Raw genomic sequence first — 17862 nt, 5'->3', positions numbered from 1 at the left:
TTCGATCCGCCAATCCGGAGACCTTTTCCATGAACATCCTGCGACGCCTGCTTGATTTCATCTATTTCGCATCTGGTGCCCTGGCTGCCGTCAGTCTTGTCGCGATCCTGCTGCTGATCGTGGTGCAGATGGTTGCCCGCTGGACCGGCGAGGTTTTCCCCGGTGCGGCAAGCTATGCCGGCTATGCGATGGCCGCCGCCAGCTTCCTCGCCTTTGCCAACGCGCTGAACCGTGGCGCGCATATCCGCGTTTCGGTGCTGCTGAACGCCCTGCCCGCAGGCCCGAAACGGCTGCTTGAAATATGGTGCTTCGGCCTTGCCGCGGCGATTGCGTGGTATTTCACCTACTACGCCTATTGGTTCGTCTACTGGTCGTGGAAGTTCAACGAAGTCAGCCAGTCGCAAGACGCCACATCCTTGTGGATTCCGCAGTCGGTGATGGTTGTGGGCGGCGGCATCCTTGCCATCGCGCTGACCGATAACCTGCTCTATCTGATCGTAAAAGGCGAACACCGTCTCACCCGCGATCTTGTCGATCAAAGTTTTGGGGAGTGACGCTGTGACGGAACTTTACGCGATCATTCTGTTTATCACTGTGCTGCTGTTCTTGCTGGGCACCGGCGTCTGGGTTGGTCTGGCGCTGATGGGCGTCGCCTGGTTCGGGATGGAGCTGTTTACCACTCGCCCCGTCGGCGATGCCATGGTCACGACGATCTGGGCCTCGTCCAGCTCGTGGACGCTGACCGCACTACCGCTGTTCATCTGGATGGGCGAAATTCTGTTCAGGACACGTCTATCCGAGGATATGTTCAAAGGGCTGTCGCCGTGGCTGGCAAAATTGCCGGGCGGGTTGGTGCATACCAATATCGTCGGCTGCACGGTCTTTGCTGCCGTTTCAGGGTCTTCTGCCGCGACGCTGTCGACCGTGGGTAAAATGTCGATCCCCGAACTGCGGGCGCGCAACTATCCCGAAAAGATGATCATCGGCACGCTGGCCGGTGCCGCCACGCTGGGTCTGATGATCCCGCCCTCGCTCGCGCTGATCGTCTATGGCGTCACCGTGAACGAAAGCATCACCGAACTGTTCTTTGCCGGCGTCCTGCCGGGGCTTATTCTGGCGCTGATGTTCATGGCCTATGTCGCCTTTATCGCGCTGACCTCGAAGGACTGGAACCCCAGCGTCGAGACAGGGATGAGCTTTGCCGCCAAACTGCGCAACTCGCGCTTTCTGCTGCCGGTCTTCGGGCTGATCTCGGTGGTGATCGGGTCGATGTATCTGGGCTACGCCACCGCGACAGAGGCGGCGGCCATCGGTGTGCTGGGGTCGCTGGCGCTGGCGTTGATGCAGGGGTCGCTGAACTGGACCAGCTTTCAGGAAAGCCTGATGGGGGCAATGCGCACCTCTGCCATGATCGCGCTGATCCTTGCGGGTGCGGCGTTTCTTAAACTGTCGATGGGCTTTACCGGCCTGCCGCGTGCGCTGGCGGACGGGATTGCAGCGCTTGAACTGACGCGCTTTCAACTGCTGATGGCGCTGCTGGTATTCTATATCGTGCTGGGCATGTTCCTTGATGGAATTTCGTCGGTCGTACTGACGATGGCTGTGGTTGAACCCATGGTGCGCGGTGCGGGGATCGACTTGATCTGGTTCGGTATCTTTGTTGTGGTCGTCGTTGAAATGGCGCAGATCACGCCGCCGATCGGGTTCAATCTGTTCGTGCTGCAAGGCATGACGGATCACGAGATGGGGTATATTACCAAAGCCGCCTTGCCGATGTTCCTGATCATGGTGGTGATGGTCTTTATCCTGATCTTCTTCCCCGACATCGCGACCTGGCTGCCCGAAAATCTAAGGCAGGTGCCCCAATGACCGACTTCCCCCTGATCCAGACCGTTGGCCTGTCCGGCGTGCTGGTGCGTTTTGCCGACACGATGTCGGAGCCCGCGAACCGCGCCGCCCTGTCGTTTCGCGCCGCCGTGGATGCCGCCGACTGGCCCGAGGTGACAGAGACGAGCACCTCGCTTGTATCCACCTTCCTGCAGATCGATTTGGTGGCGGCTTCGGTGGACACCCTGCTGGACCGGCTGCACGACCTGCTGGCAACGCGCGACTGGTACACCTCGGACCTGCCGACAGGGCGGACGCTGTGGCATGTGCCAACGGTCTATGGCACCGACCTTGCGCCGCAACTGGAAGAAGCGGCAGAGCTTGCGGGGCTGGACCCCGATGCGGCGATTGCACAGCTGTCGCAGGCGCGCGTACGGGTGCTGACCATCGGCTTTGCCCCCGGCCAGCCCTATATGGGCGAACTGCCGCAGAACTGGGATATTCCGCGCCAGCAGGGGCTGACAAAATCCGTCCCCGCCGGCGCGTTGATCGTGGCGATCCGGCAGCTGATTATCTTCACCAATGCCTCCCCAACCGGCTGGCGCCACATCGGGCAGACCGCGTTCAAGACCTTCCGCCCGCGCAGCGACACGCCCTTTGCCCTCTCACCGGGGGACGAGCTGTGCTTTCCCTCCATATCGCGCGCCGAGTATGACAAGATCACCGCGGCGGATGAAACCGGTCAGGGCGGCGCAGAGACAGAGGTGCTGGCATGACTGCGACCCTCACCATTGCCCAAGCCGGCCCCGCTTTGACGATACAGGATATGGGCCGCCCCGGTTGGCGTGCCCAAGGGCTGACCAAGGGCGGTGCCGCCGATCCCGTGGCGCTTTACGAAGGGGCCGCCCTGCTTGGCCAATCGCCCGAGCTTGCCGTGATAGAGATGACAGGCACCGGCGGGACCTTCACGGCCGACGCCGACATCCGTATCGCCCTGACAGGGGCCACCATGGCCGCCAGCATCGACGGGGATGCCATCGTCTGGAACGCCAGCCACATGCTGCCCGCTGGGGCAAAGCTGACCATTGGCGGCACCACGGGCGGCACCTATGGCTATCTGCATGTGGGCGGGGGCATCGCCTCTGACACACTGCTGGGGGCGCGGGCCAGCCACCTGAGCGCAGGTCTGGGCCAGCCGCTTGCTGCGGGCGACGCGCTACCCCTTGCGGCGGACAAGTCGCGCGAAACGGGGCTGCAACTGCCCCGCGACAGTCGTTTTGATGGCGGCACCGTGCGCGTCGTGGCCAGCATGCAGACCGACCACTTTACCGCTGATGAACGCAAACGCTTCGAAACCACCGCCTTTACCCGCGACCCGCGTGCCAACCGCATGGGCGTGCGCATGGACCACGACGTCACCGGCTTCAGCGCCGAGGGCGGCCTGTCCATCCTGTCCGAGGTCATCGTGCCCGGCGACATCCAGATCACCGGCGACGGCGCACCTTTCGTGCTGATGGGCGAATGCCAGACCACCGGCGGCTATCCCCGCATCGGCACCGTGATTCCCCGCGACCTGCCCCGCGTGGCGCAAGCCGCATCGGGTACCGCGATCCGGTTCGAATTCATCACGCTGGAACAGGCCATCACGCTCGAGACACAGCACCGCCAAGATATCAAGGCGCTTGGCGGGAAGGTCACACCGCTGGTCCGCGACCCTGCCAAAATCCGCAACCTGCTGGCCTATCAGCTGGTGGGGGGCGCGATCTCTGCCACCGACAACCCCTTTGAAGAGGAGCATTAAATGCCGACCGTCGATCTGAATGCCGATATGGGCGAAAGCTTTGGCCCGTGGAAAATGGGCGATGATGCCGCTTTGTTGCAAATCATAAGCTCTGCCAACATCGCCTGTGGCGGCCATGCGGGCGACGCCGATGTGATGTCTGCCACAATGGCGCTGGCGCGTGACAATGGCGTCGGCATCGGCGCGCACCCCGGTTTCATGGATTTGGCCGGTTTTGGCCGCAACCGCATGTTGGTGCCACGGGCCACGCTGCAAAATCAGGTCCGCTATCAGGTCGCCGCCAGTGTCGGCATGGCGCGCAGCCTTGGCACATCGGTGCGCCACCTGAAACTGCACGGCGCGCTCGCCAATATGGCGTCCGAGGATGAGGTGCTGGCCCGTGACCTTTATGAGGCCGCGCTAAGCGTCGCGCCTGATCTGATCGTCATGGTGCTGGCCGCCACGGCACAGCAGGACGCGGTGCAATCGCTTGGCTGTAAATGGGCCGGAGAGATCTTTGCCGACCGCGCCTATAACGACGACGCGACGCTGGTCGACCGCTCTAAACCCGGTGCGGTGATTCACGATGCGGCACTGGCGGGCGAACGGATGGTCAAAATGGTCAAAGCCGGTGCGATTCTGACCGAGGGCGGCCAAACAATTCCCGCCGCGATCGATACCATCTGTCTGCACGGCGACACCCCCGAAGCCGTCGACATTGCCCGTGCGGTTAAATCCTCGCTGCAAGAAGCCGGGATCGCGCTGAAATGTTTTGAAGGCCATACGGGCTAAGCCCTAAACCCAACACCTGAAACGAAAAACAGCGCCCCGAGGGGCGCTGTTTTTATCCGTTCCAGTCAGACTGGAAAGTAGTGGTGAGCCGTGATGGGTTCGAACCATCGACCTACTGATTAAAAGTCAGTTGCTCTACCAACTGAGCTAACGGCCCACTAGGCGGGTATCTAGAAAGGTGCGGCCTTGGGGTCAAGCGGAAACTTACGAAAAATTTCACTCTCGCTGGATTAGTTTCAAATGCCGCGTTATATGCGCCGAATGTATAGTGATCTGACCAACGGTTTGCCCTTCATGAAGATGCATGGGCTGGGCAATGATTTCGTCGTGCTGGATGCGCGCCAAAAAGTCGTGCTGGATGCGCGCCTGAAAGATGTGCTGGATGCGCGTACCGACGGCACCCCGGCGCTCCCGAAGGTGACCCCTGCCCTTGCGCAGGCCATCGGACATCGCCAGTTCGGCGTGGGCTTCGACCAGCTGGCCGTGATCACCAATGGCGCGGCTGATGCGCATCTGACGTTCTTCAACGCTGACGGCTCTACCTCTGCCGCTTGCGGCAATGCCACGCGCTGCATCGCACGGTTCCTGATGGAGGAAACCGGCAAGACCCAGCTGCACCTGACCACCGACCGCGGCGATCTGGCGGCGCGGGATGCCGGCAATGGGCTGACATCGGTCAACATGGGTCATCCGCAGCTTGACTGGGACGAAATTCCGCTGGCACACCAGATGGATACGCTTGAGCTGCCGATTGACGGCGCGCCGACTGCCACCGGCATGGGTAACCCCCATTGCACCTTCTTTGTCGATGATGTTGACGCGATTGATCTGCCCGCCTTTGGCCCCGGTATCGAGCATCACGCGCTCTACCCCGAACGCACCAATGTGCAGATCGCCCAGATCGTCGGCCCCGACCACATCCGTATGCGCGTGTGGGAACGGGGTGTGGGCATCACGCTGGCCTCCGGCTCCTCCAGTTGTGCGACGGCCGTGGCAGCGGCGCGCAGAGGGCTGACAGGACGCGCTGTGCGTATTGATCTGGACGGTGGCACGCTGCACATCGACTGGCGCGAGGATGGCGTCTGGATGACCGGCCCGTCGGCCCATGTCTTCAGCGGCGTCCTGACCCCTTCGTTTCTGGAAAGCCTGACATGAGCGCTCCAATCTTCTCGAATCACGGCTGCCGCCTGAACGCCTATGAGACAGAGGCGATGAAGGAACTGGCCGAACAGGCTGGCCTGAAAGACGCGGTGATCGTCAACACCTGCGCCGTCACCGCCGAGGCGGTGCGCAAGGCCCGCCAGGACATCCGCAAGCTGCGCAAGGCCAACCCCGACGCGCGTTTGATCGTCACCGGCTGCGCCGCCCAGACCGAACCGGAGACCTTCACCAAGATGGCAGAGGTCGACGCGGTGATCGGCAACACCGAAAAGATGGTCGGCGCAACGTGGCAGGGATTGGCGGCTGATTTCATCGGCGAGACAGAGGCGCTGCAGGTCGATGATATCATGTCGGTGACCGAAACGGCGGGGCATCTGATTGACGGATTCGGCACGCGCAGCCGGGCCTATGTGCAGGTCCAGAACGGCTGCGATCACCGTTGTACCTTCTGCATCATCCCCTATGGCCGCGGCAATTCCCGCTCGGTTCCTGCGGGGGTCGTGGTGGATCAGATCAAGCGGCTGGTCGACAAGGGCTTTAACGAAGTCGTTCTGACCGGCGTGGACCTGACCAGTTGGGGTGCGGACCTTCCCGCGACGCCCAAGCTGGGGGATCTGGTGATGCGCATCCTGCGGCTGGTGCCCGACTTGCCGCGCTTGCGCATCAGCTCCATCGATTCGATCGAGGTAGACGAAAATCTGATGCAGGCCATCGCCACCGAGCCCCGCTTGATGCCGCACCTGCATCTGTCCTTGCAGCACGGCGACGACATGATCCTGAAACGGATGAAACGTCGGCATCTGCGCGACGATGCGATCGGCTTCGCCCAAGAGGCCCGCAAACTTCGCCCCGACATGACCTTTGGGGCCGATATCATCGCCGGTTTCCCGACCGAAACCGACGCGATGTTCGATAACTCGCTCAAGCTGGTGACGGACTGCGATCTGACATGGCTGCATGTCTTCCCCTATTCGGCGCGCGAAGGCACGCCCGCGGCACGGATGCCCGCAGTGAACGGCACGCTGATCAAGGAACGCGCGGCGCAGCTACGTGCTGCGGGTGACGCGCAGGTCGCGCGCCATTTGGCGGCCCAACAAGGACGCGCCCATCAGGTGTTGATGGAAAGCCCCACCATGGGCCGGACCGAACAATTTACCGAAACCCATTTTGCCACCCACCAGACCGAGGGCGCGATCGTTTCGGCCACGATCACCGGCCAGAACGCAGGGCATCTGCTGGCTGTGTGAGACGTTGCAGATTGTAAACCTTTCTCCTCTAGGGTGATTCCCTAGCGAGAAAGGTTTAACATGAGCGAAATTATCGAATGGGTCCTCGAGATGGACGTGCGGGATGGTCAGGGCGACAATGTCCAACCGTTGCTTGAGGAAATGGTACAGGCTGCAGAGGCAGACGAACCGCGTACGCTGCATTGCGAATTCTACATGTCCGACGACCGACGCACCTGCACTGTGCTGGAACGTTATGCGGACAACGCAGCCGTGATGGCGCATTTTGCGCAGTTCGGTGGCCGCTTTGCTGACCGGTTTACAGAGCTGTTCATGCCGGTGCGTTTAACCGTCTACGGTCCTGCCACCGCCGCGGTGATGTCCGTGCTTGCGGGCTATGGCGGTGTGCGGCTTGACCGCGTGGCAGGGTTCCACCGCTAAGTCACGGTCACCCTCTGTACCGGTGTCCTACCAGCGAGTTTGGCGATCAGCCGATTGCCCCAAAAAAGAAAGCCCCCCGAACCACGAAGGGATCAGGGGGCTATATTCAGTGTTGGCCGTGTGAAGGAAGATTAGTCTTCCTTGTGCTTCACAGGGGCCCAAAGACGTTTGTTGGTCAGATACAGCAGGACCGACAGAAGTGTCAGGAACAGAACGCCAGCAAAACCGGCTTGCTTGCGTGCCATCAACTTGGGCTCGGCTGTCCACATAAGGAAGGCTGCAACGTCTTCGGCTTCGTGGTGCAGGTCAGAGGCGTGGCCGTCGTTATAGGTCACGTCATCACCGTACAACGGGGGTGCCATTGCGATCCAGCTGCCTTCGACTGTGGCGTGACCATGCTCGTCCTTACAGGACTCGGGGATACCGCCGCTTGGGAAGGCCGTGTTGTAGTGGCCGGGGAAATCCTCGGGGGCACAGGCAGGCGCTTCTTCGTAGCCGATCATCAGGGACGCGATGTATTCGGGCCCACCGATGCCTTTGAAGAACTGGTTGATCCCCAGACCGTAAGGTCCGTGGAAACCGGCGCGCTTTTTGGCCATCAAGCTGAGGTCCGGCGCGGTTTCCAACGCGGACTCGGGGAAATGGTCAACCGGCGTGCCGGGGCGTGTGTCGTCCAGCTCGGCGTCGAAGATATCAAAGTTCGCCGCATAGGCACGGACCTGATCTTCGGGAAGGTGGGGGCCACCTTCATCCGAAAGCGTACGGATCGGCACAAACTTCATACCGTGGCAGGCAGAGCAGACCTCGGTATAGATTTGCAGACCGCGTTGCAGCTGGTTGGCATCGAAGGCCCCGAACGGCCCTTCGAAAGAGAAGTCAAAGTCTTCGACATGCGCTTCGCCACCGGCGGCGAAAGCAGCGGAACCTGCAAAGCCCAAGGCGACAACAGCCGAAAGGAAGGTTTTCTTGATCATTGTCATGGTCCTTACTCTGCTGGCTTGACCAGCGTCTTGGTGCCGCCGGTTTTTGGCGCGTAATGCGCGTCAAAGTCGGCTTCGATGGTTTCAGGCTGCGGCGCTGGTTTCTCGATCACACCCAGAAGCGGCAGGATCACCAGGAAGTATGCGAACCAATAGGCCGACGCGATCAGCGAGAAGCTGGCATATGGCTCTTCCGCAGGCATGGCACCCAGCCACATCAGCGCGAAGAAGTCGATGACCAGCAGCGCGAACCACCATTTGAACATGGGACGATAGCGGCCCGAACGCACCGAGGATGTGTCCAGCCAAGGCACCAGTGCCATCACCGCGATCGCACCGAACATCGCCAGAACACCAAAGAACTTGGCGTCGATGATGCCACCGGTCACGAAGGACGCAATCTGAACGACCCAGACTTCGGCAGTAAAGGCACGCAGGATCGCGTAGAACGGCAGGAAGTACCATTCAGGCACAATGTGCGCAGGCGTCGAAAGCGGGTTCGCCTCGATATAGTTATCGGGGTGGCCCAGATAGTTCGGCATGAAGCCAACAATCGCAAAGAAAACAACCAGGATCACGGCCAGCGCGAACAGGTCTTTCATCACGAAGTAGGGCCAGAAGGGCAGCGTGTCTTTCTCTGCGTCTTCCTTGCTTGTGCGACGGACCTCGACCCCCGTGGGGTTGTTGTTCCCGGTGGTGTGGAAGGCCCAGATGTGCACGATCACCAGACCGGCAATCACGAAGGGCAGCAGATAGTGCAAGCTGAAGAAACGGTTCAGCGTGGCGTTGTCGACCGCAGGCCCGCCCAGCAGAAGCGTTTGCAGGCTTTCCCCGATGAACGGGATCGCACCGAACAGACCGGTGATAACCGTTGCACCCCAGAACGACATCTGACCCCAAGGCAGAACATAGCCCATAAAGCCGGTTGCCATCATCAGAAGATAGATCAGCATGCCGACGATCCAGGTGATTTCACGTGGCGCTTTATACGACCCGTAGTACAGGCCGCGGAAGATGTGCGCATAGACCGCAACAAAGAACAGCGACGCGCCATTCATGTGAAGATAGCGCAGCATGTAGCCGCCGTTCACGTTCCGCATGATGTGTTCAACGCTCGAGAACGCGACATCGACATGGGGAGTGTAGTGCATCGCCAGCACGATGCCGGTCACGATTTGCAGTGCCAGACAGAACGTCAGAACAATGCCCCAGATCCACATCCAGTTCAGGTTCTTCGGTGTCGGGATCATCAGTGTGTCGTACAGCAGCCCAACAACGGGAAGACGGGTGTGCAGCCACTTCTCTCCGTTAGATTTCGGCTCGTAATGGTCGTGAGGAATTCCAGCCATTCCCGTTCTCCCTTAACCTAGTTTGATCGTGGTTTCATCCACGAATTCTGCGACGGGCACCGGCAGGTTGCGCGGTGCTGGCCCTTTGCGGATACGGCCCGCAGTGTCATAGTGCGATCCGTGGCAGGGGCAGAACCAGCCGCCAAAATCACCTGCGTCGCCCAAAGGCACGCAGCCCAGGTGGGTACAGACGCCCATCATTACCAGCCAGTCTTCTTTGCCAACCATCGCGCGGTTTTCGTCCGTCGCGGGGGCACCGGCTGCGATGTTGGCGTTCTCGGCGCCCGGATCGGGCAGCTCGGACATTTCAACGTCACGTGCCTTGGCGATTTCTTCTTCGGTACGGCGGCGGATGAACACCGGCTTACCCAACCATTTGACCGTGAGCTGTGTACCTGGCTCAACAGCGGACACATCAACGCGGATGGACGACAGCGCCTTCACATCTGCGGATGGGTTCAACTGATTGACCAAAGGCCAGACTGCCGCGCCGACGGCGACCGCACCTGTACCAGCTGTGGCGTAATAGAGGAAATCCCTCCGGGTGCCTGCGTGATCTTCTGCTTGGGACACGGGTTAACTCCAAATCGAGGGCCTGACGGCCATTAAATCAAGGGGCGGCGCTGACGCACCTCCCACAATTCTTTTGGTTACTAGCGGGCTGCGTCGCGCACGTCCAGATACCTTTGTCGCGCAAACCGTCGCAGTGTTGCATTCCTTCAAGGGTGCAGACCGGATTTTTTGCGCTTTTATCCTGCCGGAGGGGCGGTGGCCTGCATGGATGCTCGCGAATCAAAGCGGCGCGCCCAATCGGCCAAAGCGTCGTTTCCCTTGCGCCAATTGCGCGCGTCGTGCCGGAAATCAAGGTATCCCAAAGCACAGCCGACGGCGATCTGCCCCATATCCAGCGGACCGGAAAGCTGGCTGATCCAGCGTGTATTCAGCGCCGCGCAGGCCCGTTCGATCTTGGACCACTGACCCTCGACCCATTCCGGCATCTGCTTGCCTTCGGGGCGCATCCGGCCCTCGTAGACCATCGATAGCGCCGCATCGAGCATACCATCCGCCGTTGCCTCAAGCGTCAGCGTGTCCCAGCGGCGGCTGCCGGTCGGGTACAGCTTGCCGCCCGCGCGATCATCCAGATAGGCGCAGATCACACGGCTATCATAGAGCGCGGGCCCCTCGTCGCGCACCAGTGCCGGCACTTTGGCAAGCGGGTTGTTCGGCAGCAGCGCCGCATCAGGGGCCAGTGGCGTGGTCGAGATATTCTCAATCGTCACATCTTCAAGCTGGCCGGTTTCGTGTAGCAACACCATGACTTTGCGGACATAGGGCGATGTCGGGGAATAGGATAGTTTCATGCGTGTCTCCTCCTCAGGGTTCGGGCGGACTATCACCGTCAACCGCGCCCTGTGCAATCGCTTGTTGATCAGGCGCCTTTTGCCGCGCGCATCTGGTCGGCCAAACTGCCTGTTCCCGCGCCAAAGCCGTGCGCCTCTACCCCGTCGGCTGCGGCCAGTCGCACCGCATCGGGTTTATTCTGGCTCAGCTTCCACGTCCCGTCGACGCCGGTGATCCGCATCCGGCAGGGCACGATCATGCGCATCATTTTCTGCATGGTCAGGGGGTTCATCTTGGCGGTGGTCCACGGCGGCTTGGGCAGTAGGCGGTCCTCGAACCAGGCAGACTGGCGATCCAGCAGATCCAGCAGCTCTTCTTGCGGGCGCAGCTCTAGCGTGCCGGTCAGATGCACCGCCACATAGTTCCACGTCGGCACCTGATCGTCGATGTCGTACCAGTCGGGCGAGACATAGCTATCGCCCCCGCTGATGGCGAGCTTGACGGGCAGCGCGGACTTTAGCGCCCGCGCAATCGGGTTTGACCTGACCAGATGCAGATCCGCCTGATCCCCTGCTTCGTTCAGCAAAAACGGCACATGGCTGATCAACGGGCCGTCGCTGCCATTGGCTGCAAGCACGCCAAAGCTGCGGTCGCGGGCAAAGGCGATGTTCTTGGCGGTGTCGGCGTCGTGGTAAACGGGATTCGGGTGCATAACGTAGGGTCCAAACTGCAAACGCGCTTTTGGTATTGCAGACGCGCCCCTGCCTTGGCAACGTATCCCTATTCTCAGGGCGGGGCGCAATTCCCCACCGGCGGTATGTGGCCCCAGTGCCACGAGCCCGCGAGCGCAACGCGCCCCTTCGGGGGTGCTTGGTCAGCAGATCTGGTGAGATGCCAGAGCCGACGGTCATAGTCCGGATGAAAGAGAATGCGTTTGTTGCGGCCCCTTGGGGCCGTCCGCAATCGTGATCGCCTTGGGTGACTTGTGTCGCTGACGTAAAAAAGGAGATCACTATGACACACACCCGCTACGCCTTTGTAAAAGCACGCTGGCACGCCGATATTGTAGATCGTGCCTATGACGGGTTTTCCGAAACCATCCCCGCAAGCCAGATTGATGTTGTCGATGTCCCCGGGGCGTTCGAGATGCCGCTGATGGCGCAGACCCTGGCCAAATCCGGCAAATACGATGCGGTGATCTGCGCGGCCTTCGTGGTCGATGGCGGCATCTACCGGCATGATTTCGTAGCGACAGCCGTGGTTGACGGGTTGATGCGCGTAGGCCTTGATACGGGCGTGCCCGTCCTCTCGGTGTCGCTGACGCCGCACCATTATCAGGAAACCGACCACCACAATGCGATCTACCGCGCGCATTTCGTCGAAAAGGGCCGCGAGGCCGCTTCGGCAGCGCTTGGCATCGTCGCGGCGCGTCAACTGCTTGACGCCTAAGACGGGTTTACCGCGCGGGCCTGTGCGTCAGGCCCGCTGCGCCCCGATGCTGGCAATGCCCAGCACATCCAGCACTTTGGCCTCGATATGTTCGGCGTTCATCCCAGCGACCGCATACATATCCGCAGGGCTCGCCTGATCGATAAAGATATCGGGCAGCACCATAGACCGGTATTTCAGCCCCGCGTCGAACACGCCCTCATCCGCCAGAAGCTGTGCCACATGGCTGCCAAAACCGCCGACTGCACCCTCTTCGATGGTGATCAGCGCCTCGTGATCGGCGGCCAGCGACAGGATCATCTTGCGGTCCAGCGGCTTGGCAAAGCGGGCGTCGGCAATGGTCGGTGTGATCCCCTTGGCCCGCAGCGCCTCGGCGGCTTTTTCCACCTCTGACAGGCGCGTGCCAAAGGACAGCAGCGCCACGCGCTTGCCCTCGGCGATGATGCGCCCCTTGCCAATCTCTAGCGGTTCGCCGCGTTCGGGCATCGTCACACCCGCGCCTTCGCCCCGTGGGAAGCGGAAGGCAATCGGCCCGTCGTCATAGGCCGCCGCCGTGGCCACCATATGCACCAGCTCTGCCTCATCCGCGGCGGCCATCACGACGAAATCGGGCAGGTTCGCCAAGAACGCCACGTCAAAGGCGCCGGCATGAGTGGCCCCATCCGCCCCGACCAACCCCGCGCGATCAATCGCAAAGCGCACCGGCAAGCGTTGGATCGCCACGTCATGCACCACCTGATCATAACCGCGCTGCAGGAAGGTCGAATACATCGTGCAGAACGGCTTCATCCCGCCCGCCGCCAATCCGGCCGAAAATGTCACACCGTGCTGTTCCGCGATGCCCACGTCAAAGCACCGGCTGGGGTAGCGTTCGGCGAAAAGGTTCAGCCCTGTCCCATCCGGCATCGCGGCCGTCACGGCACAAATCTTGTCGTCTTTGGCCGCCTCGGCGATCAGGCTGTCCGCAAAGACGCGGGTATAGCTTGGCGCGTTTGACGGCGCTTTCTTCTGCTCGCCCGTCAGCACATTGAACTTGGCGGTCGCGTGGCCCTTGTCACGGGCGGCTTCGGCGGGGCCATAGCCCTTGCCCTTTTTGGTGATCACATGGATCAGCACCGGCCCCGTCGCCCGCGCCTTGACCGTGCGCAAGACCGGCAGCAACTGGTTCAGGTCATGCCCGTCAATCGGCCCGAGATAGGAAAACCCAAGCTGTTCGAACAACGTACCGCCCACGGCCATGCCCTTGAGCATATCCTTGGCGCGCTTGGCCCCTTCGCGGAACGGGCCGGGCAACATGCTGACAGCGCCCTTGGCCGCGGCCTTGAAGTCCTGAAACGGCTCTTCGGCATAAAGACGGCTGAGGTAGGTCGACATCGCCCCCACCGGCGGCGCAATCGACATTTCGTTGTCGTTCAGGATGACGAACATCCGTTTTTTCAGATGGCCCGCGTTGTTCATCGCCTCATAGGCCATGCCCGCCGACATCGACCCATCACCGATCACCGCAATCGCATCGCCCAGACCTTCGGGGACATTGCCGCCCAGATCCCGTGCGACCGAAAAGCCCAAAGCCGCGCTGATAGAGGTCGACGAATGCGCCGCACCAAAGGGGTCGTAAGGGGATTCACTGCGTTTGGTAAATCCGCTTAACCCGTCTTTCATCCGCAGGGTGCGGATGCGGTCGCGTCGTTCGGTCAGGATCTTATGCGGGTAGCACTGGTGGCTGACGTCCCAGATCAGTTTGTCCTTCGGCGTATCAAACACCGAATGGATCGCGACCGTCAGTTCAACCACGCCCAGACCCGCGCCCAGATGGCCGCCCGTCTCGGAGACGGCAGAAATCGTCTCTGCCCGTAGTTCATGGGACAGTTTCACCAGCTCTGCATCCGAGAAATTCTTCAGATCGGCAGGGCGGTTCACACGGTCCAAAAGGGGCGTATCTGGTCTATCGGTCATCTGGCTCTCCACCGGATCAGCTTTTGCGGGCAATAACGAAGCGGGCCGCGTCTCGCAAGGTTTCGGCGTCACTGCCGTAGGGGGACAGGGCATCACAGGCAGCATCGACAAGATCACGGGCACGGGCGCGGGCGGGGTCCAGCCCCAGCAGCGACACAAAGGTCGCCTTGCCCGCATTGGCATCCTTGCCCACGGCCTTGCCCACCGTGGCGGCATCGCCTTCGACGTCAAGAATGTCATCCGCAATCTGGAACGCCAGACCAAGGTTGCGCGCATAGCTGCGCAGCGCAGCGGGATTATCGCCCGCCATCACCGGCCCCGAGGTCGCCGCCCATTCAATCAGCGCACCGGTCTTGCCGGCCTGAAGCGTCGTGATCTGGTCAAGGGTCAGCGGCTGGCGTGCGGTTTCGGCGGCGATATCCATCGCCTGCCCGCCCACCATGCCGCGCACACCGGCAGCCCGCGCCAGCCCCGTGATCATCGCAACCCGTTCAGCGTCGCCGCAGCCCGTGGCCGCGGCCAGTTCAAACGCCAGCGTCTGTAGCGCATCGCCCGCCAGAACCGCCGTCGCCTCGTCCCATTTCACATGTACCGTGGGCTGGCCCCGACGCAGCGCGTCATCATCCATGCAGGGCATGTCATCATGCACCAGCGAATAGGCGTGCAGCGCCTCGATCGCACCGGCGGCGGGGGCGGCTTGCGCCTCTATCACGCCATGCAACCGTGCGCTTTCGATCACCAGAAAGGCCCGCAGGCCCTTGCCACCTGTCACGGCATAGCGCATCGCCTCGGCCACGGTGCCGTCCACCCCGCCAAGCCCATGCAGGATCTGGCCAATCGCCAGATCCGCAGCATGGGGCAAGGCCGCATGAAACGGTTGGCGCGTCAGCTCTGTCTCAAGCGAGATGTCAAACCCCGCCAACGGGAGCCACTCCGACAGGGTTGCCGTCGCCATCCAGCGTGATCTGCGCGACTTTCTCTTCGGCTTCCTTTAGCTTGGTCTCGCAGCGTTTCTTGAGCTTGGCCCCGCGTTCGTAAAGCGAAATGCTTTCATCCAGCGCCACATCGCCGCGTTCCAGCTGGCCCAGAACCTTTTCCAGTTCGGCCATCGCCGCCTCAAAGCTCATCTCTTCTACCGGAGTATCCGTCATTGCCGTGAATCCCATCAATCAAACTTGGCCTAACCATAGCCCGCCCGCGCCATAGCTTCCAGTGACCGTGCCGATTTCTTGGGCGCAAATTCTCTTACGCCACGACACCACATTTACCGCCAAGGCAGCGGGTGATCAGTCGGGGGCCAGCATATAGCCCGCGCCGCGCACGGTTTGCAGATAGCGGGGCTGTTTGGGATTGTCTTCGATCTTGCGGCGCAAACGGGTGATCTGCACATCGACAGCACGTTCCTGCGCCTGCCCGCGGTCACGGCCCAGTTCTTCTACCAGTTTGGACCGGCTAAGCGCGGCACCCGGTTGGGCCGCGAAAATGCGCATCAGCTGGATTTCGGTGGCGGTCAGCCGCACCAGATCGTCGCCCTGCCACAGCTCTCCGCGTTCGATGTCATAGCGGATCGGCCCCATCGACAGCACCTTGGGCGCGGCATCAGCGACGCGGGTGTCGGGCATACGCCGCAAGATCGCGTTGATCCGCAACAGCAGCTCTTTGGGTTCAAACGGTTTGGCAAGGTAATCATCCGCCCCCGCTTCCAGCCCCTCGATCCGGTTGCCCGTCTCGCCCTTGGCGGTCAGCAGCAGGATCGGCGTTTGCATGTCTTCGCGCAGGCTGCGGGTCAGGCTTAGACCATCCTCGCCCGGCATCATCACATCCAGCACGATCAGGTCAAAATCCAGCCCCGCCAGAATACGCCGCGCATGGGCGGCATCGCGGGCCGAGGTCACAAGGAAGCCGTGCCGCATCAGGAACTTCTGCAGCAGCGTGCGAATACGTTCGTCGTCATCGACGATCAGCAGGTGCGCGTCAGCCTCGTTCACGCGCCGCTTTCCTTCAGACGGGTGTAGCTGTGGTGCATTTCGGGGTCCATCATCGCCTCTAGCACGGTGCGGAAACCGGCGACCGCCTCGGGCCCCGCGTCGCGGAAGGCACTGCGCATCCGCATCCGTTGTGCATCAGACAATGTCTGTTCGAGCGCGCGCCCGGCGTCAGTCAGATACAAGTGCCGCTCCCGCTTGTCTGCTTTTCCCACTTGGCTTTTGACAAGACCATCGGCGATCAGCGTGCGCAATACACGATTAAGGGATTGTTTTGTAACACCCAAAATCCCCAGAAGGTTGTTTACCGTCGTGCCCGGTGCCCGGTTGATAAAGTGGATCGCACGGTGGTGCGCACGGCCATAGGCCATATCCACAAGGATCTTGTCAGGGTCGGCTGTAAAACCGCGGTAGGCAAAGAACATCGCCTCGATCCCCTGCCGCAGCTGTTCATCCGTCAGGAACAGCAGGTTCTCGCCCGTGTGTGATGATGGGCCGCGTCCGTCTGCCATTATACTCTCCCCTTGCTGCGCCAAGAGCTTACGTCAGCGTTATTGACTTTCCAAGAGTCAAAGGCTATCGAATCCCATGTTTTGCGTAATTATATGTCTGCACGCGGCGGGTTTCACGCAATTTTCATAAATCCCGAGGTGCTTTGAGGAAGGATACATCATGGACGGCGCATATGACGATCGCGACGGCAAAATCTGGTTGGACGGTAAAATGGTCGATTGGCGTGACGCCAATGTCCACATCCTGACCCACGCCATGCACTATGCGTCATCGGTGTTCGAGGGCGAACGCTGCTACAATGGCAAGATTTTCAAAGGCCGCGAGCATTCGGAACGGCTGCGCAAATCGGCGCAATACCTCGATTTCGAAATCCCCTATTCCGTGGATGAGATCGAAGCCGCGAAATACGAAATGCTCAAGGCGAACGGCTGGACCGATGCCTATGTCCGTGCGGTCGCGTGGCGCGGGGCCGGTCCCGACATGGGGGTCTCGGCGGCGCGCAACCCTGTGCGTCTGGCCATCGCGGGCTGGGAATGGGGCAACTATTACGGGGACGCCAAGATGAAGGGCGCCAAGCTCGACATCTCGAAATGGAAGCGCCCGTCGCCCGAAACGATCCCCGTGCACGCCAAAGCGGCGGGCCTGTATATGATCTGCACCACCTCCAAACACGCGGCAGAGGCCAAGGGCTGTTCCGACGCGCTGTTCATGGACTACCGTGGCTATGTGGCCGAAGCGACCGGCGCGAACATCTTTTTCGTCAAGGACGGCGAAGTGCACACGCCACTGGCCGATTGCTTCCTAAACGGGCTGACCCGTCAGACCGTCATCGGGATGCTCAAGGAAAAGGGCCTGACCGTGCACGAACGCCACATCATGCCCGAAGAGCTGGAAGGCTTTGAGCAATGCTGGCTGACTGGCACCGCAGCCGAGGTCACACCCGTCGGACAGATCGGCGACTACACTTTCGAAGTTGGCGCGCTCACCCGCGAGATTTCGGAAGACTACGAAAAGCTCGTCCGGTCCTGAACCGACCCACCAAAACAAAACGGCGCGAGGGAT

At 61.2% G+C, this 17862-nt stretch carries 20 protein-coding genes, 1 tRNA gene and 1 riboswitch; of the genes, 10 read left to right on the top strand and 11 right to left on the bottom strand.

The features are described from left to right. Positions 1-29 precede the first annotated feature (29 nt). From GLP43_RS03195 to GLP43_RS03175, 5 genes are read left to right on the top strand one after another with little or no spacing between them, the layout of a single operon-like run. Positions 30-554, top strand: a complete 525-nt coding sequence (locus GLP43_RS03195) for a TRAP transporter small permease (RefSeq protein WP_005850973.1) — start codon at positions 30-32, stop codon at positions 552-554. Between the two features lie 4 nt (positions 555-558). Then, a complete protein-coding gene (locus GLP43_RS03190) occupies positions 559-1869 on the top strand; it encodes a TRAP transporter large permease (protein WP_237278171.1) in 1311 nt (436 codons plus the stop codon). Next, a complete protein-coding gene (locus GLP43_RS03185; RefSeq protein ID WP_074636225.1) occupies positions 1866-2603 on the top strand; it encodes a 5-oxoprolinase subunit B family protein in 738 nt (245 codons plus the stop codon). The genes GLP43_RS03190 and GLP43_RS03185 overlap by 4 nt, the downstream gene beginning before the upstream one ends. Continuing rightward, positions 2600-3628: a biotin-dependent carboxyltransferase family protein gene (locus GLP43_RS03180; protein WP_237278170.1), complete on the top strand. Its 1029-nt coding sequence runs from the start codon at positions 2600-2602 to the stop codon at positions 3626-3628. Before GLP43_RS03185 ends, GLP43_RS03180 begins: the two co-directional genes overlap by 4 nt. Further along, the gene (locus GLP43_RS03175) at positions 3629-4399 is read left to right on the top strand and encodes a LamB/YcsF family protein (RefSeq protein ID WP_237278169.1); all 771 of its coding nucleotides are present in this window, start codon (positions 3629-3631) and stop codon (positions 4397-4399) included. It begins immediately after the preceding gene. An 81-nt stretch (positions 4400-4480) separates the two neighbouring features. Here GLP43_RS03175 and GLP43_RS03170 read toward each other — a convergent pair. Then, positions 4481-4556 (bottom strand) — tRNA-Lys (locus GLP43_RS03170). Positions 4557-4660: 104 nt separating this feature from the next. Between GLP43_RS03170 and dapF the strand changes: the two genes are divergently transcribed. The 3 genes from dapF to GLP43_RS03155 are packed head-to-tail and all read left to right on the top strand — an operon-like array spanning position 4661 to position 7227. Continuing rightward, positions 4661-5554, top strand: a complete 894-nt coding sequence (dapF, locus tag GLP43_RS03165; protein ID WP_237279914.1) for a diaminopimelate epimerase — start codon at positions 4661-4663, stop codon at positions 5552-5554. Continuing rightward, a complete protein-coding gene (gene mtaB, locus GLP43_RS03160) occupies positions 5551-6807 on the top strand; it encodes a tRNA (N(6)-L-threonylcarbamoyladenosine(37)-C(2))-methylthiotransferase MtaB (RefSeq protein WP_237278168.1) in 1257 nt (418 codons plus the stop codon). The genes dapF and mtaB overlap by 4 nt, the downstream gene beginning before the upstream one ends. Positions 6808-6867: 60 nt before the next feature. Then, entirely contained in the window at positions 6868-7227 is a 360-nt protein-coding gene (locus GLP43_RS03155; protein WP_005850966.1) for a putative quinol monooxygenase, read from the top strand. Positions 7228-7358: 131 nt separating this feature from the next. Here GLP43_RS03155 and GLP43_RS03150 read toward each other — a convergent pair whose 3' ends face one another. The 5 genes from GLP43_RS03150 to GLP43_RS03130 form a co-directional block, all read right to left on the bottom strand. Then, the gene (locus GLP43_RS03150) at positions 7359-8207 is read right to left on the bottom strand and encodes a cytochrome c1 (RefSeq protein WP_272903174.1); all 849 of its coding nucleotides are present in this window, start codon (positions 8205-8207) and stop codon (positions 7359-7361) included. Between the two features lie 5 nt (positions 8208-8212). Then, a complete protein-coding gene (petB, locus tag GLP43_RS03145) occupies positions 8213-9556 on the bottom strand; it encodes a cytochrome b (RefSeq protein WP_005850964.1) in 1344 nt (447 codons plus the stop codon). 12 nt (positions 9557-9568) lie between these two features. Beyond that, positions 9569-10129: a ubiquinol-cytochrome c reductase iron-sulfur subunit gene (gene petA, locus GLP43_RS03140; RefSeq protein ID WP_237278166.1), complete on the bottom strand. Its 561-nt coding sequence runs from the start codon at positions 10127-10129 to the stop codon at positions 9569-9571. Between the two features lie 176 nt (positions 10130-10305). Further along, complete coding sequence (locus GLP43_RS03135; protein WP_237278165.1) at positions 10306-10917, bottom strand: glutathione S-transferase; 612 nt, start codon at positions 10915-10917, stop codon at positions 10306-10308. A gap of 68 nt (positions 10918-10985) precedes the next feature. Then, a complete protein-coding gene (locus tag GLP43_RS03130) occupies positions 10986-11609 on the bottom strand; it encodes an FMN-binding negative transcriptional regulator (RefSeq protein ID WP_037964659.1) in 624 nt (207 codons plus the stop codon). Between the two features lie 66 nt (positions 11610-11675). Further along, positions 11676-11831: riboswitch (FMN riboswitch) on the top strand. Between the two features lie 80 nt (positions 11832-11911). On the opposite strand from GLP43_RS03130, the gene GLP43_RS03125 reads away from it, so the two are divergent. Continuing rightward, entirely contained in the window at positions 11912-12346 is a 435-nt protein-coding gene (locus GLP43_RS03125) for a 6,7-dimethyl-8-ribityllumazine synthase (RefSeq protein WP_005850960.1), read from the top strand. A 27-nt stretch (positions 12347-12373) separates the two neighbouring features. Here GLP43_RS03125 and dxs read toward each other — a convergent pair whose 3' ends face one another. From dxs to GLP43_RS03100, 5 genes are all read right to left on the bottom strand, one after another. Beyond that, positions 12374-14302 (bottom strand): 1-deoxy-D-xylulose-5-phosphate synthase, encoded by a 1929-nt coding sequence (gene dxs / locus GLP43_RS03120; protein WP_237278164.1) that lies wholly within the window; start codon positions 14300-14302, stop codon positions 12374-12376. A gap of 16 nt (positions 14303-14318) precedes the next feature. After that, the gene (locus tag GLP43_RS03115; protein WP_237278163.1) at positions 14319-15257 is read right to left on the bottom strand and encodes a polyprenyl synthetase family protein; all 939 of its coding nucleotides are present in this window, start codon (positions 15255-15257) and stop codon (positions 14319-14321) included. Continuing rightward, on the bottom strand, positions 15211-15453 hold the full coding sequence (locus GLP43_RS03110; protein WP_005850957.1) for an exodeoxyribonuclease VII small subunit: 243 nt from the start codon (positions 15451-15453) through the stop codon (positions 15211-15213). Before GLP43_RS03110 ends, GLP43_RS03115 begins: the two co-directional genes overlap by 47 nt. A 135-nt stretch (positions 15454-15588) precedes the next feature. Further along, positions 15589-16290 carry a response regulator gene (locus GLP43_RS03105; RefSeq protein WP_180828558.1) on the bottom strand — a complete coding sequence of 234 codons (702 nt, stop codon included), beginning with the start codon at positions 16288-16290 and terminating at the stop codon, positions 15589-15591. Continuing rightward, positions 16287-16799 (bottom strand): MarR family winged helix-turn-helix transcriptional regulator, encoded by a 513-nt coding sequence (locus GLP43_RS03100; RefSeq protein WP_237278162.1) that lies wholly within the window; start codon positions 16797-16799, stop codon positions 16287-16289. Before GLP43_RS03100 ends, GLP43_RS03105 begins: the two co-directional genes overlap by 4 nt. 160 nt (positions 16800-16959) lie before the next feature. Here GLP43_RS03100 and GLP43_RS03095 point away from each other — a divergent pair, with 160 nt between their 5' ends. Then, positions 16960-17829 carry a branched-chain amino acid aminotransferase gene (locus GLP43_RS03095; RefSeq protein ID WP_005850954.1) on the top strand — a complete coding sequence of 290 codons (870 nt, stop codon included), beginning with the start codon at positions 16960-16962 and terminating at the stop codon, positions 17827-17829. Positions 17830-17862 lie beyond the last annotated feature (33 nt).

Source organism: Sulfitobacter sp. M39, assembly GCF_021735935.1.
Taxonomy (GTDB): Bacteria; Pseudomonadota; Alphaproteobacteria; order Rhodobacterales; family Rhodobacteraceae; genus Sulfitobacter.
Note: the sequence above shows the minus strand (reverse complement) of the source record. Positions and strands in the feature narration are given on the sequence as shown.